At 35.8% G+C, this 13,780-nt stretch carries 14 protein-coding genes; 6 read left to right on the top strand and 8 right to left on the bottom strand.

Annotation, left to right across the window (positions count from 1 at the left end):
• Positions 1-288 precede the first annotated feature (288 nt).
• On the bottom strand, positions 289-1,203 hold the full coding sequence (locus tag IHV10_RS22555) for a hypothetical protein (protein ID WP_197134891.1): 915 nt from the start codon (positions 1,201-1,203) through the stop codon (positions 289-291).
• A gap of 206 nt (positions 1,204-1,409) precedes the next feature.
• Here IHV10_RS22555 and IHV10_RS22550 point away from each other — a divergent pair, with 206 nt between their 5' ends.
• Positions 1,410-1,739, top strand: a complete 330-nt coding sequence (locus IHV10_RS22550; protein ID WP_231619665.1) for a YegP family protein — start codon at positions 1,410-1,412, stop codon at positions 1,737-1,739.
• Positions 1,740-2,180: 441 nt separating this feature from the next.
• On the opposite strand, the gene IHV10_RS22545 is transcribed toward IHV10_RS22550, so the two are convergent.
• The 3 genes from IHV10_RS22545 to IHV10_RS22535 all read right to left on the bottom strand — a co-directional run bounded on the left by IHV10_RS22545 (position 2,181) and on the right by IHV10_RS22535 (position 3,765).
• Complete coding sequence (locus tag IHV10_RS22545; protein WP_197134889.1) at positions 2,181-2,582, bottom strand: type II toxin-antitoxin system death-on-curing family toxin; 402 nt, start codon at positions 2,580-2,582, stop codon at positions 2,181-2,183.
• Positions 2,582-2,848, bottom strand: coding sequence for an AbrB/MazE/SpoVT family DNA-binding domain-containing protein (locus IHV10_RS22540; RefSeq protein ID WP_370568867.1), 267 nt, complete (start codon positions 2,846-2,848; stop codon positions 2,582-2,584). The genes IHV10_RS22545 and IHV10_RS22540 overlap by 1 nt, the downstream gene beginning before the upstream one ends.
• 269 nt (positions 2,849-3,117) lie before the next feature.
• On the bottom strand, positions 3,118-3,765 hold the full coding sequence (locus tag IHV10_RS22535; protein ID WP_197134887.1) for a MerR family transcriptional regulator: 648 nt from the start codon (positions 3,763-3,765) through the stop codon (positions 3,118-3,120).
• Positions 3,766-3,975: 210 nt separating this feature from the next.
• On the opposite strand from IHV10_RS22535, the gene IHV10_RS22530 reads away from it, so the two are divergent.
• The 5 genes from IHV10_RS22530 to IHV10_RS22510 all read left to right on the top strand — a co-directional run bounded on the left by IHV10_RS22530 (position 3,976) and on the right by IHV10_RS22510 (position 7,547).
• A complete protein-coding gene (locus tag IHV10_RS22530; RefSeq protein ID WP_197134885.1) occupies positions 3,976-4,344 on the top strand; it encodes a hypothetical protein in 369 nt (122 codons plus the stop codon).
• 182 nt (positions 4,345-4,526) lie between these two features.
• A complete protein-coding gene (locus IHV10_RS22525) occupies positions 4,527-4,904 on the top strand; it encodes a hypothetical protein (RefSeq protein ID WP_197134881.1) in 378 nt (125 codons plus the stop codon).
• 157 nt (positions 4,905-5,061) lie between these two features.
• Positions 5,062-5,790 carry a sporulation protein YunB gene (gene yunB, locus IHV10_RS22520; RefSeq protein ID WP_197134877.1) on the top strand — a complete coding sequence of 243 codons (729 nt, stop codon included), beginning with the start codon at positions 5,062-5,064 and terminating at the stop codon, positions 5,788-5,790.
• Position 5,791: 1 nt separating this feature from the next.
• Positions 5,792-6,040, top strand: a complete 249-nt coding sequence (locus IHV10_RS22515) for a hypothetical protein (protein WP_197134874.1) — start codon at positions 5,792-5,794, stop codon at positions 6,038-6,040.
• A gap of 226 nt (positions 6,041-6,266) precedes the next feature.
• A complete protein-coding gene (locus IHV10_RS22510) occupies positions 6,267-7,547 on the top strand; it encodes a phage tail tape measure protein (protein ID WP_163103541.1) in 1,281 nt (426 codons plus the stop codon).
• Between the two features lie 922 nt (positions 7,548-8,469).
• Here the strand turns inward: IHV10_RS22510 and IHV10_RS22505 are convergent.
• From IHV10_RS22505 to IHV10_RS22490, 4 genes are all read right to left on the bottom strand, one after another.
• Complete coding sequence (locus IHV10_RS22505; protein ID WP_197134872.1) at positions 8,470-10,401, bottom strand: stage V sporulation protein D; 1,932 nt, start codon at positions 10,399-10,401, stop codon at positions 8,470-8,472.
• A gap of 411 nt (positions 10,402-10,812) precedes the next feature.
• Positions 10,813-12,942 carry a heavy metal translocating P-type ATPase gene (locus IHV10_RS22500; RefSeq protein ID WP_017474135.1) on the bottom strand — a complete coding sequence of 710 codons (2,130 nt, stop codon included), beginning with the start codon at positions 12,940-12,942 and terminating at the stop codon, positions 10,813-10,815.
• Positions 12,935-13,303 (bottom strand): ArsR/SmtB family transcription factor, encoded by a 369-nt coding sequence (locus IHV10_RS22495; RefSeq protein ID WP_017474136.1) that lies wholly within the window; start codon positions 13,301-13,303, stop codon positions 12,935-12,937. Before IHV10_RS22495 ends, IHV10_RS22500 begins: the two co-directional genes overlap by 8 nt.
• 200 nt (positions 13,304-13,503) lie before the next feature.
• Positions 13,504-13,780, bottom strand: a 277-nt coding sequence (locus IHV10_RS22490; protein WP_197134869.1) for a helix-turn-helix domain-containing protein, incomplete at its 5' end; no start/stop codon positions are given.

Genomic DNA, 13,780 nt, shown 5'->3' with positions numbered 1-13,780 from the left:
CGAGAAAATAGTCTCGTTAGATTCTTTAAGACCATTGAAATTTTCTTAACGTTGTTAAAATGGGGGAATCGTCTCGAAAATGTGCTTAGCGTTGTAAATCCGCATTTTCCTGACGGGACCCCTATTTTAAAGGATTCGAATGTAAGGTACTATCTATTTTCATACATTTGACGATGTAGGAGGACGTCTATGAAGTATCAAGTTTCTGAAGAAACTCTCGTTACACCTCAAGGGGAGAGAGAAGTCGAGTATAAAACGCACCAATAAAGAGAAGAAACCACCCAGGAGTTACGACTCTTGAGTGGTTTCTGTTTTTTCTTGTTCACGTATAATCAATTTAGACACAAGGTAAGAAATGAAAAATCCAACGAAGGCAGCATTAAAAATATAGCCAACGATAAACTCAATAAAAGGGACATAGGAAAGAGGCTGTTCAATGTTGATGGATGCCGGGAAAGCATAAAACGGACTTAACCCTTTATAAACCAAAAAGATTATCTGGCTGTCATCACCGTGATTCATTAACTGATCGTACTCTCTTTCATTGAAAAGTTGATATACTACATTGTTAGTAAGGTAATAGGATCCGAATAAAAGTCCCCAAAAAAACAAAACCATACCCAAAATAAAGATAAAGTTAAAAAGCTGAAAAAGAATAGACTTAAAATGATCCATTACACTCTTCATTAAAATAAATGAATAAATTAAGGGAAACAAAATACTAAAACCTAAAAATAAAAGGTTTCCACCAAACTCTAAAGAGTTAGTTACAAAAGCTAATGAAAATGTCATGATAATAAAGATTTTTAAGATATAAAAAGAAAAGTTTTCAAAAGTATCTTTTGAAAGGTGATTAAAATATAATGCTAATCCATATAAAAGAATACAAATACATATTAATGCAAGCAACTTTAATATGATGTTATTACTTGGTGGTACGAGAGTGATATATCCAAGAGCTAATATAGTAGCAATAATTAAAAGGTGCACTTTTGAATTTATGTATAGTAACTTCTTATAAGCATTTGGATTCTTAAGCTTTTGTATCTCTTTCGAAAGATTATTTTTAACCCTAGAAGAAACGACCTTAACTCTGTTTTTACGCTTAATAATCCATTCAAATTGTTCTAACCTTAGAGACAAGGTGTAAAAGATAGAAACAATCGCATAAATACTTGAGACAATGATTAGTATCTTTTCCATGGAATTCCCCCCCCAATGTGTTATCGGCGTGTACATAATTAAGTAAAGAGACGATTACAAAGTAAAATCAATCAGTAATATAATATAAATTTGGAGCGTTCCATTAGTAATTTACGGGAATTGAAACAGAACGTTTGTTTGTGTATTTTGCAACTATCTGATATTCTATAAATAGAAATAAATGTAATTAAAAAAGGAGAGATAGAATGGCAGCGAGGTTCGAGATTAAAAGGAGTTTGAATTATCAATATTTTTTTGTTTTTAAGGCGGTTAACGGAGAAACTATCATTACAAGTGAAATGTATACGACAAAACAAAACTGTCTTAACGGAGTAGACAGTGTTAAACGGTATGCTGTTATTGGTGCATACGAGATAAAAACTAGCTCGAACTATCAATACTATTTTGTTTTAAAAGCAAGTAACGCCCAGATAATTGCTACGAGTGAAACTTATACGACTAAACAGAGTTGTGAAAATGGAATAAATGTAGTTAAGGTCCATGCACCTTCCGCACAGATAATAGATTTATCATAAATATAAAAAGAACGCCATTTCCAAGAAGATGGTGTTCTTTTGTTTTTGAAACGAAAGACTATTTTAGGGGTCCCACCAACATTTTGACGTAAAACCCACGTTGAGACATTTTTTGGTAGTAGAATGAGGTTTTTCCTTACTTTAAGCTGAGTTCCTCTAAGGTAAATAACCTTATAAAAAGACAATTATTTTTAGGGATGGATTAAGGGAACAGAAATAAGTAGTTTTTAACTATCAGATCGTTGTTATTCACAACTCCCTAAAACGACCATTTAAGGGAATGGTCTCTAATACCAAGGGTTCCAGCCTTAGCGTGGGAAATGTGTTAAAAAGTTGGAGTTATCCCTATATAAACACAAATCATTTCTATATAATGTATTTAGCAAAAAGTATATGCCGCATAAAGAGCCTTCATTATAAAAAAAGGCTCTTTATGCGGTATCAGCCTATGGGCCGACTATTGGTTTCAATCCAGGCTGTGATCTCTTCAAAAGAGTATACGTGGTTAACAACATCAACCGTGAAGTCTTCAGCTGCTTTTTGAGGAGCCGTTAAACGATAACCGTTGTATTTTAGAAACTGAACCATAGAAACAAACGCCGTTCGTTTATTCCCGTTATGAAAAGCGTGATTTTTAGCAAGTGAATCAAAGAGAGCTGCAGCTTTTTCAAACAAAGAGCCGTATCTGTCTTCTAAAAAGGCGGACTGTTGCGGTCTGTGAACAGCTGAATTTAGCAGAGAAGGAATTTTTACTCCTTCTTTTTCACTCGGACTGTATTTCTTAATGAGATATAAATTGATGGCTACAATCTCCGTTTCCGTTAAATATCGAACGACATTCATTATCTATCTTTTAATCCTTTAATGGTTTCATCGTACTCGTTCAAGGTGCTGTTAAGCACATCAAAGAAATCAGGGCTTAATCCTTCGGGAAGAGAAACCTTCTGCTGTCTCTTCGTAATCTTTATCACATCGCCATCTACTTCTACAGCTAACAAATCACCTTGTATAGCTCCAATTTTTCTAAGAGCTTCGGTCATGTTGATTCCTAAGCTATTTCCTACCTTCGTCACTTTACGTTCCATTTCCATCTCTTTCACCATACCCATTATTGGATTTCCTCCTTATATGTTATGTCCATAATGTAAAATGGTTAAACGGGTTATATTGTATATACGTATATACAATAATAACATAGAATATGTAAGAATGCATAACAAAACCAAGGATCTGTAGATCCTTGGTTTTGTTTGGTCTTATTTATAAAAAAGAGAGAAGTCTCTGTTAGCTTACGCTTTTTTTAGATGTTTGTCAGGAAAAACGTGTTGCTGATGGCGTTTATATGGACATTAGTATGGATTTAATGTGTCAGTGGTCTTTACTTTCCGAATAGACGTGAGAAAAAACCTGACTTTTCTTTTGGTTCTTCTTTCATGGCAGCTATCTCTTTTTTGGTTTCTTGTGTCTCTCGAAGAACCTTTAGTAATATTGCATCCCGGTCATTCTTCATAAGCTTCTCTACATCTTCTAACTTTTGTTTCAACTCATCAATCTTTTGATCCTTCTCTTGTAGTACTTCTTTCATGACAGACGGAAAACGGTCCAAAAAGACTTCTTCTATGTCCTGACGACTGGTAGAACTGATACCTTGAACCATACTTTTTAGTTGTGCGACTTCGCTAACTAGTGCCTGATTAATCTGTTCTTGTCTGTTTAAAGCTTGTTTTAGGGTTTGTTCTTCCTCTTTATACTTCTTCATTACAGACTCGAGTGCTTCCCCCATGTCTATTGGGGTTCTCGTAGATAAGTTCCATTCCTTTAACGCCTGTTCTTTGCCGTTTTTTTGACAAAGCTTATGTATATCTCTCAGTTGCTGTAGATCTTCAACTGTAAAATAGCGATAACCGTTGTTAGGGTTCTTTCTTACTTCCAAATGAAACTCTTTTATATAGTTGAGTACTGTTGTTTTACTGAGTCCGAGATCTTTAGCTATGTCGCCAGATGTGTATTGCACTTCTTCTTTCAAGTATAAAACTCCCTTCACTTCAAGCTAAAGTATAGAACTTTATAAAGCTTGTTAAACATGATTAATATATATATTTATAGTTTCAATGAAGTACTTTAGCTTTCCTCTTTTAGGGTACATTTTTTAGAAATTCAATACAACAAGTAGTCCAGGTCTATCTCTATAGTACAAGCGTATAGTATAAAAAGGATTGTGTTCGGAGGTAATCAAATGAAGGGAACGTGGAAAGTTATTATTTTTGTTGTTTTATTTGGCGTTCTTTCATTCCTTGTAATCACGTACTTCAGTACAACAGCAGGGACGGATAGAGAACCTATTATGAGCAAAGAAGAAAAACAAGAAACTCGGTTAACTAATCAGATCTTTGCTGTCGCAAACAAGATTTTAAAAGAGAATGGGTATAAAAGTAATTTTATGTCCATTGAAGTAGAGAATCCACCTGAGTCTCTTAAAATAGAGATCATCGAGGAACAGAAACTTTTTAAACAGATTAAACCGAGAATTACGAGAGCCGTCCGTCATGAAATAAAAGCAAAATTAGGAATAGACATGGATATTAATCTTACAAGAAAAAAGTGAGATGACCGTCAATTGAAAAATACTAGCATGAATTTATTTCACCAGAGTTAGTTATCCAAAGCCAATACATCTATTTTGAATGCACATATAAAAGGACAAGCATTAATATATCTAGATATACCAGTTCAATTTATTTACATAAGTAAGTGGGCTGTAAAAATTAATGGAAAGTGGTGCGTAGATTGAAGATTAAAAAGTTTGGTATTACGTTACTAGTATTAGTGGCTTTGTTAATGCCTTCAAACGCTTTTGCGGCTACTGGATGGCAGCTTAAAGGTACAGAGTATATTGCTATTCCGTCTAATGGGAATGTACTGACAGATGTTTATACAGCTACTGATGGTGGGAATTTCAAACTTGAAATAACAGGTGCTGCTGATTCAAACAGTGTTGGAGCTGCAATGTATGTTAATGGTGTATGGAGAGATACAAAAGCAACAGGGTTTAATTCCTCTGGTAAGGCTGTCATTGAATTTTCCGGCCTATCTTCGGGTAATAAAGTACAATTTGATCTAACTCTTATTGATCATGATGTTGTAACGGTAAAATTTTATGATTAAAAAATAAATTTTTAAATCCCGGATATATTTGGTATTCGGGATTTATTTTATTTGTTCCATATCTAAACTCATTTGTATGAGGTGTCAGATATAGTTTAAGTATTGCTGTTTCTTTTTATTAGAGAATGCGCATATTTTAACTCTAGGAGGGTTTTATATGCATTTTAAAAGAAGGCGAATTCCGACAAGAAAGGGTCCATTGCCGTTTAAATATGTTTTATTAATTTCTTTTATTCTTTTTAATCTATTTACTTTACAAGCTTTATGGTTAGTCGACAATAACATAAAACCTACATTAATGGACATAGCGAATACTGAGGCAAAAAAAATTGCTTCAGAAGCAATAAATAATGCTATTTCAGAAGAAATTGTTAAACCCTCTGAAATGGACGACCTTGTAGTTTTCCATCAAAAAAACACTGGTAAATCTTTAGTTAGTTTTAATCCTAAAATATATAGCAAAATATTAGCAACTACTACGGAGCGTATTCATAAGAATCTTGAGCAGGCTAGTCATCAAGCAGATGTTAATAGCGAAAATAAAAAAAATTATATCCCGGGTACGGTTTATTATATACCGTTAGGTCTTTCTACCAACAACTCACTTCTTGCGAACTTTGGACCTAAAATCCCTGTTAAAATGACGATCGTGGGCGATGTAACATCAAAGGTCGAGACGAAAATAAAAGAATCTGGAATAAATAATACGTATCTAGAGGTATTTTTGGATGTTGAAGTAAATACTCAAATTGTCATTCCATTTTCTTCTGAAGAAGCTAAAATCACCTCAACAATAAAATTAGGAGATCTTTTTGTTGAAGGGGATGTGCCAGAATTTTATGGTGTTCCACCAGCCATAACACCTAAAGAGAATAAGGAGGATTAGTATGGATTTTAATATAGAACTGGTAAAAGTATTAGCCGTTGTTGTTTTCATTCTTAATCTTTGGTGGTCCTTTCGCTGTATACAAAAACTTCAAGTCTGGAATCTTTTTATCAGTGCATTTATAAGTTTAGGTTTATCGTTTCTCTATGATTATTCAATTAGCTTGCTCTTTAATTTAATTTCTATATACCAATGTGTTAATGCTTTTTTAATTATAAAAAGACTTAAAATGGATGAACAGGATGTTTGATTATATGAAAAAGCCCCCAAGCTAATGGGGGCTTTTTCATATAGTTACAGCAGGGAAACTAAAAGTTTGATAGAATTAGTCCTAGAAACGAGAAAAATCCCTCTGACTTTGGCGGGTCCTGGGATTCTCTCGAAATACTAAGGTATCGTATACCTATATTTATGTTGTTATGTGGTTATTCTATCACAAAGTATGCGATTCCTTCCACTACTGGAGGGATTTTTATATGGAAAATTTAAACGCCTACGAACGCGCCAAATATCATGCATGGTTTCATCATCATGAAGCCGATGGCTACATAACCCTTGCGAAGAAAACAAAAAAAGGATTTCAGCAATTTCACGTGAAGCCGAAGAAACTGGCTCTCAAACTCTCAAAATGGCTCGGAGAGGACGTTTATTTCTCTCAGAATACCTTTTATAAGCCTCAGCGACAAATTGAACTCATACGCCAATTACGTTCGTTATACGTGGACTTAGATTGTTATCTCTTAAACTATGATCCGAAATGGATTATCGGAAAACTAGAATTAGAGTTTTTTAATCAAAGTATTCCAGAACCAAGTCTTATTATCTTCTCCGGCCGGGGAGTGGTTCTCGTCTGGCTGATTGATCCTGTCCCTTATCAGGCACTTCCCTTATGGCAAGCTGTGCAAAATCATTTTGTACAACAGTTGAAAGCAATGGGAGGAGACACACGAGCGACGGATGCTGCACGTGTATTCCGTCTTGATGGCAGCATTAATTCCAAAAATGGAGAGGCTGTCCAAGTTCAATACCGTCATGATTATAGATATGTACTTCGTGATATTCAAAACGAATACTTACCAGACCTTCAACCAAAGAAAAAGACACGAGGACGCCGTAAGACTGTTGAAAGGCTTTTTAATACATACTCTTTACACCATGCGCGTCTGCTTGATCTCGTGAAGCTTGTGGAACTACGAAATCATGATGTAAAAGGATACCGCGAGACGATTCTCTTTCTCTATCGATACTGGCAATGTTGCTATGTTGCAGATTCGGAAGAAGCTTTAAGGCAGACGTTAATCTTTAACTCACAGTTCACGGAACCATTGGCTGAAAAAGAAGTGATTCGTGCTACGAAGAGTGCGGAGAAGGCATGGAAAGCCAAAAATACCGAAGAGGCGAACGCGGTAGCCAAAGAAAAAGGCTATCCAGGAGCCGGCTACAACCTAAAGAACGCTAAGATCATCGAATGGCTCGATATTACGGAAGACGAACAGGTGCAGCTGCAGACAATTATTGGGCGCAATGAAAAGCGAAAACGCAACACCGAGGCTAAACGAGAGCAACGACGCAAAGAAGGAATGAAGCCTCGTAATGCTTATATTAAAGCTCAAAAGGAAAAGACAGAGGACAAGCTCTGGCTACTCCAGAAAGCTCTAGATAGGTATCCTAATGCAACTCAAAAGCAGCTAGGTATTAAATTAGGACTGAGCCAGCAACGAATTGCACAACTTTTAAAAGAGGTTAAAAATAGATGAAAAAGTTTACTAGTGGTCTGTCTCTTTATATTAAGGGGACGTAGTCCCTGCCCCTTTATGGGGCTCTTGTTTTTTTTCTTATTTCTTGTGTGGAGTGCTCCTATGGCCTTAACACTTCAGTCTTTATCCTCCTCTGTTTATAGTCTAGCAGTTAGGAGTGTATAAGACTTTCCTGGAAGCCTACAAGGAAGCAGCTCCTTTAGCGTAGAAAGAAAATGAATTGCTAGTATTGTAAGCGTATTTTATAAGGGGCGGATTCTTTTGATTGAGGCTATTGTTTTAATCGGTTGTATCTTTATTTGTATAGCTTTAGATTATGGTGTGGAATATTGGAGAAGACATCGCTAATTGAGGGTTTAAAAAGTCTTTAATATCTGTTGAATAGATTAGTTTTTCATTTTAAGGGGATGCGAGTCTAGGTTTTCCTTCTATGACAGGCCCGGACCACCAGGTTTTTTCTTTGCTATAGCTCCGAAAATCAAATGACCCCACATAGGATGATGTTGCCTGTGTGGGGTCATTTGAACACCTGGTGATCCGGGCTGTTTTTTTAGTTAGAAGTGGCTGTTTTGGGTAATTTTATTTTATAGATTATAGCTATAAAACCATGGAGAAGAATCCATCTAAATGTGTTTATTTGGTGGAATTAATAACATGGAAGAAGATTTGATGAAAGTGAGTTTATGTATGTTTATATGCAGAGAAAAATAGTAATGGTATGCGTAAATGGATAGATAACACAAAGGATACTCAATTTATATGTTAGTTACGGTTCGATTTCGCTAATTTTCCTTATGGGTAAAGGCTTGCTGCTGATCTAGTGAATCTCGTAAACGCCAGAAGACCTCACACACCCAACGTACACGGGTATATGAGGTCTTCTGGCACTCGTTTTACAGTATGAAATATTGGTAAATTTATTTTAGTTACTATTTTTTTTAGGACCTAAAAATAGACGGATTTTTTTTCCGGATTCAAGTTTCACCCCAGGTTGAGGAGCTTGTTGAATGATATAGTCTCCTTTACCTGATGTTTCGATCTTTAAATCGTATAAAAGTTTTGAAATGTTTTTTGTCTTTTTTCCTATTAAGTTAGGGACCACTACTTCAGTAGGATCAGTCCATATTTTCTTCTTTTCTATTTGTTTTTTTTGTTTTGGAACCCCCATTGCAGGCAAACTATCTTTAATAATATTTTTTACTATAGGTGCGGATACAACTCCTCCAAACTGCAAAGTATCCTTTGGATTATCAATAGCAACGTAAACAACTATTTCAGGTTTATTGGCTGGAGCCATTCCAATGAAAGATACAATATGATTATTTTTTAAGTAAACGCCACCTTCTGCTTTTTGAGCAGTCCCTGTTTTACCCCCTACACGGTATCCATCTACAAAAGCTTTTGTACCCGTACCCTGGGCGACCACACTTTCAAGTGCATGTCGAACTTTTTTTGAAGTTTCACTTGAAATCACTTTTCTTTTTAACTTTGGTGTTTGTTTACTTATTACTTGTCCAGTTAATGGATTAACTAGCTCTTTAGCAATATAGGGTTCGTATAAGTAACCACCATTGATAGCTGCGGAAACAGCAGCAACTTGCTGAATTGGAGTAACGGATACCCCTTGTCCAAAGGCAGTAGTAGCTAGTTCTAGTGGTCCAACACGATCAAGTGAAAATAAGATTCCTTTAGCTTCGCCTGCAAGATCTACTCCTGTTTTTTCACCAAATCCGAAATCTTTAATATAAGAAAACAGTTTTTCTTTGCCCAATCGTTGTCCTAAGATAACAAAACCAGGGTTGCAAGAATTCTGTACCCCTTCTAAAAAGGTTTGACTACCATGCCCCCCAGCTTTCCAACATCTTAGTTTACGTCCAGCTACTTCAATTGAACCTGGATCATGAAAATGATCTTTTTCTAAATCTACTTTTCCTTCCTCAAGTGCTGCAGCCAGTGTAATAATCTTAAATGTAGAACCTGGTTCGTATTGCGCCCATACAGGTAGATTTCGATTATAAATCTCAGGTGAGACGCGCTTATATTCCTCAGGATTAAAGTCAGGTCTACTACTCATCCCTAAGATTTCTCCAGTATTTGGATTCATCGCTATAGCTATTGCCCCATCGGGATTGTAAGTTGCTTGAGCAATATCTAATTCTCTCTCTATAATCGTTTGAACTTTTGCTTCAATAGTTAAACGAAGGTCATATCCATCTTTGGGTTTTTCATATTTATCGGATAAGGATGGCATTCTTCTGCCACGAGCGTCTGAGAAAAAGGAGACATGCCCTGCTTTTCCGTTTAATTGTTTATCGTAATATAATTCAAGACCAGTCAATCCTTGGTTATCAATACCTGCAAATCCTAAGACATGGGAAAGATATGAGCCATATGGATAATGCCTCTTGCTATCTTCTGCTACGAAAATTCCTGGCAAATTTAAAGAACTGACTTCTTTTGCCTTTAAATTACTAATTTTTCTACCTCCCGGATAGATTCGTACTTTTGATTCATTCTTTGTAATTAGTTTATACACTTCATTCTTTGAAATATTTAAGGTAGCTGCTAGTTTTTCAGCTGTGTGGTTTGGATCACCAATCTGTTTAGGTACAGCAAAAACTGTAGGTGCACTTATATTTGTCGCTAAAGCTACACCATTACGATCTGTAATTTCTCCTCTTTTAGGTTCAAACGGAATATCCCTGCTCCAAGAGTTTAAAGCACGATTAGTTAAATTTTCACCTAGAACAAATTGAACATACCCAAGCCTTAAGGCAATGATAAAAAAGAAGGCCAGTCCAAAAATAAAAATAATAATTAATCGCTTACGTACCGTCACTCCGGAAACGCGCATAAAATTACCTCCTCAATACTCTTTCAAATATATGCTCGTCCTTAGTAAGTAGAACGATAGCCTAAAGTTTCAAATCATAAAAAATAGGAACATTAGCACTTTTCTTAAATGTATCAAATTATAAAAATGGATAATATATCCTAATTTTGGAATTATTTGAAATAAAGGGGAGGTATTTTGACGCTCGTATTTAATTAACTAGTAGGGGTAGCGTCAGGAAAATGCGGATTTACAACGCTAAGGAAATTCCCATACTAAAAAGCCAAATTTCTCAACATCAATTGAGAAATTTGGCTTTTTCCGTTGCTCAGTTAAAGCGTCCTTTAGTTGTATATTTCCTGTTAATATCCCTTTTGAAGCATAACATTGTTTTCAATGATCGCACCCGATAGTTGACGCCCATTTTAGAACCTATTCTTTGATTTTCAATAAGCGTAAACTGTTTAATGTTACAAGTAAAGTTGCTCCCATATCAGCAAATATAGCTATCCAAAGTGTTAACCAACCGGGCATGACCAAAAGTAATGCCACTAATTTAATCGCCAAAGAGAAGGTAATGTTTTGCTTGATGATTGCTAAAGCCTTACGGCTTAATTTTATTGTATATGGCAATTTACTCAAATCATCAGACATTAAGGCGATGTCAGCCGTTTCTAAAGCTGTATCAGTTCCAGCACCACCCATTGCTACACCAACGGTAGATGCCGCAAGGGCTGGAGCATCATTCACGCCATCTCCGACCATCCCCACACTTTGATGTTTTTCTCGAAGTTCTTTAATAAAATTAAGCTTATCTTCTGGAAGTAAGTCAGCTTTAATATCCGAAACACCAACTTGTTTTCCGATGGCTGTTGCCGTTCTTTGGTTATCGCCTGTTAGCATCACTGTTTCGATTCCCATATTGTTCAACTTGCCGATAACTTCTTTAGACGATTCCCTCATTTCATCGGCTACGGCAATAAACGAAAGAATTTCTTTTTCTGTTCCTAACACCATCACCGTTTTACCTTGAGTTTGCATATCGGCAATTTTTTCTTTCCTATCGCTTGAAATGCTTCCGTGTAATTCCTCAAAAAGATTTGGACTTCCCACATAATACATTTCATTATTTATTTTGGCTTTAACGCCTTTACCTGTAATGGATTGAAAATCCTCTACTGTTACTTCGTTGAATTTTAATCCATTTTCTTCTGCTTTTCGCATAATCGCTGAAGCAAGAGGGTGCTGTGATCCTTTTTCAATGGCTGCTGTTATGGTCATTAATTCATTTTCATTTCTACCATATGTCACAATGTCTGTTACAGCAGGAATCCCTTTGGTTAATGTTCCTGTTTTATCAAAGGCTATCGCTTTTAAGTGTCCTGCTTCTTCTAAATGGATACCACCTTTAATTAAAACACCATTTTTCGCTGCATTTCCTATTGCTGTAACCACAGCAACTGGAGTTGAGACTACTAAGGCACAAGGACAACCAACCACTAATACAGCTAAGCCTTGATAAATCCATTGGCTCCAGTCTCCGCCAAATAATGGTGGAACTACCGCAATTAAAAGAGCTAGTATGACAATAGCTGGTGTATAGTATTTTGCAAATTTATCGACAAACGCTTGAGAAGGGGCCCGTTCTGCTTGGGCTTCTTCTACCAAGTGAATGATTTTTGAAAGAGTAGTATCTTCAACTCGTTTTGTTACTTTAACCTCAAGTAACCCTTCTTCATTCAAGGTTCCTGCAAATACTTCATCATTTGTGGTTTTCGTTACTGGAACACTTTCACCTGTAATCGCAGCCTGATTTAATGTCGATGTACCTTTAACCACTATTCCATCCATTGCTAACTTTTGACCGGGCTTAACAATCATGATGTCTCCAACTTGAATATCATCAACATGAATCATCATTTCTTCATTGCCTCGTCGAATTAACGCTTCTTTTGGGGCAATATCCATTAAAGATTCAATAGATTGACGTGCTTTATCCATTGAATAACGCTCTAATGCTTCACTAATCGCAAATAGGATAACAACGGTTGCCCCTTCACCCCATTCACCAATGATTGCAGCTCCTATAATTGCAATAGTCATAAGCGTATTCATATCGAAATTTAATCTGCTTAGATTTTTGAGACCTTTAATGAATAACGAATATCCACCGATTAAAATGGACGCTGCATAACCAATTGTCGGTAGAACATGCTCTTCACCATACTGCTCTCCTAAGAACCAGCTAACTACAAGTAAAAGAGCTGATATATATACCTTAATGTTTTCTTTCTGCTTCCAAAAAGGTTCTCGTTCTACCCTTTGTTCTTTTTCATCTCGAATTTTTAAATTTTCAAATGCTCCTGCTTTTTCTAATTCTTCAATGGTTGTCGTCCCTTTAACATAAACTTTAGATGCTCCGAAATTTACTTTCGCATCCTGAACACCGGGAAGTTCTTTAACATTATTTTCAAAAATGGCTGCACAGTTAGTACAAGTAAATCCTTGAACACGATAGGCTTTCATTTCTTCTTCAGACAGTTTTGCTTTCCCACTAGACATTGATCTTCACCTCTTTCTTATGTGCCAATGCAATCATCATAATTTGTCTGATATGCTCATCATCTAATGAATAAAATGCAAGTTTTCCCTCTTTTCGAAACTTAACAATCCCTTGCTTATGGAGCGTTCGCAGGTGATGAGAGGCATTTGCAACCGTAACACCTATAATATTTGCTATATCACACACACACAGTTCGTCATCTTGACATAAAGCATAGGTAATTTTTGCTCTATTTTCATCTGCAATAGCTTTTAACATTTGGGCAACACTAGAAATATCTACTGTCTGTAAATTACCTTGTATTCGATTGACCTTTTCTTCGTCGTAACAATAAATTTCACAAGTATCTTTCTTAATCACATTCTCACCCCAATATCATTCAAGTGTTTATTTGAATATAGTATAACCATTTTTAATAATTCATTCAAGTGTTTGTTTGAATGAGTAAAAAAATTCATAAAAAAAGAATTGGAGTACCCAATTCTAATAACAAAATAACCAAACTGCATAAGACTTAAAGTACATAACATTATCTGGCCAATTAATGGAATAGGACTGAACTATTTGTTCTCTTCCGATAGCTTTCTATATAATGAAGCCCTAGACACATTTGTAATTTCACAAATTTGATTTACAGTCATATTTCCTTCTTTATATAGCTTTACTGCATAATTCATTCCCGCATGATTTTTATGATATTTCTTTATCCGACCTTTAAACTTTCCTTCTTTCTTAGCCAGCTCAATCCCTTCACGTTGACGCATACGGATAAGATCTCTCTCTAACTGGTTAACACCAGCCATTACTGTAATTAAGAATTGGCTGTATGGATTATCC

This window comes from Fictibacillus sp. 5RED26 (assembly GCF_015903895.1).
Classification (GTDB): Bacteria; Bacillota; Bacilli; order Bacillales; family Fictibacillaceae; genus Fictibacillus; species Fictibacillus phosphorivorans.
Note: the sequence above shows the minus strand (reverse complement) of the source record. Positions and strands in the feature narration are given on the sequence as shown.

What these genes read in the sequence shown, in the direction of transcription:
- IHV10_RS22555 (WP_197134891.1), bottom strand. Translation starts at nt 1,203, where the DNA reads ATGGAAAAGATACTAATCATTGTCTCAAGTATTTATGCGATTGTTTCT.
- IHV10_RS22530 (WP_197134885.1), top strand. Translation starts at nt 3,976, where the DNA reads ATGAAGGGAACGTGGAAAGTTATTATTTTTGTTGTTTTATTTGGCGTT.
- IHV10_RS22550 (WP_231619665.1), top strand. Translation starts at nt 1,410, where the DNA reads ATGGCAGCGAGGTTCGAGATTAAAAGGAGTTTGAATTATCAATATTTT.
- IHV10_RS22505 (WP_197134872.1), bottom strand. Translation starts at nt 10,401, where the DNA reads ATGCGCGTTTCCGGAGTGACGGTACGTAAGCGATTAATTATTATTTTT.
- IHV10_RS22500 (WP_017474135.1), bottom strand. Translation starts at nt 12,942, where the DNA reads ATGTCTAGTGGGAAAGCAAAACTGTCTGAAGAAGAAATGAAAGCCTAT.
- IHV10_RS22545 (WP_197134889.1), bottom strand. Translation starts at nt 2,582, where the DNA reads ATGAATGTCGTTCGATATTTAACGGAAACGGAGATTGTAGCCATCAAT.
- IHV10_RS22540 (WP_370568867.1), bottom strand. Translation starts at nt 2,848, where the DNA reads ATGGGTATGGTGAAAGAGATGGAAATGGAACGTAAAGTGACGAAGGTA.
- IHV10_RS22515 (WP_197134874.1), top strand. Translation starts at nt 5,792, where the DNA reads ATGGATTTTAATATAGAACTGGTAAAAGTATTAGCCGTTGTTGTTTTC.
- IHV10_RS22510 (WP_163103541.1), top strand. Translation starts at nt 6,267, where the DNA reads ATGGAAAATTTAAACGCCTACGAACGCGCCAAATATCATGCATGGTTT.
- yunB (WP_197134877.1), top strand. Translation starts at nt 5,062, where the DNA reads ATGCATTTTAAAAGAAGGCGAATTCCGACAAGAAAGGGTCCATTGCCG.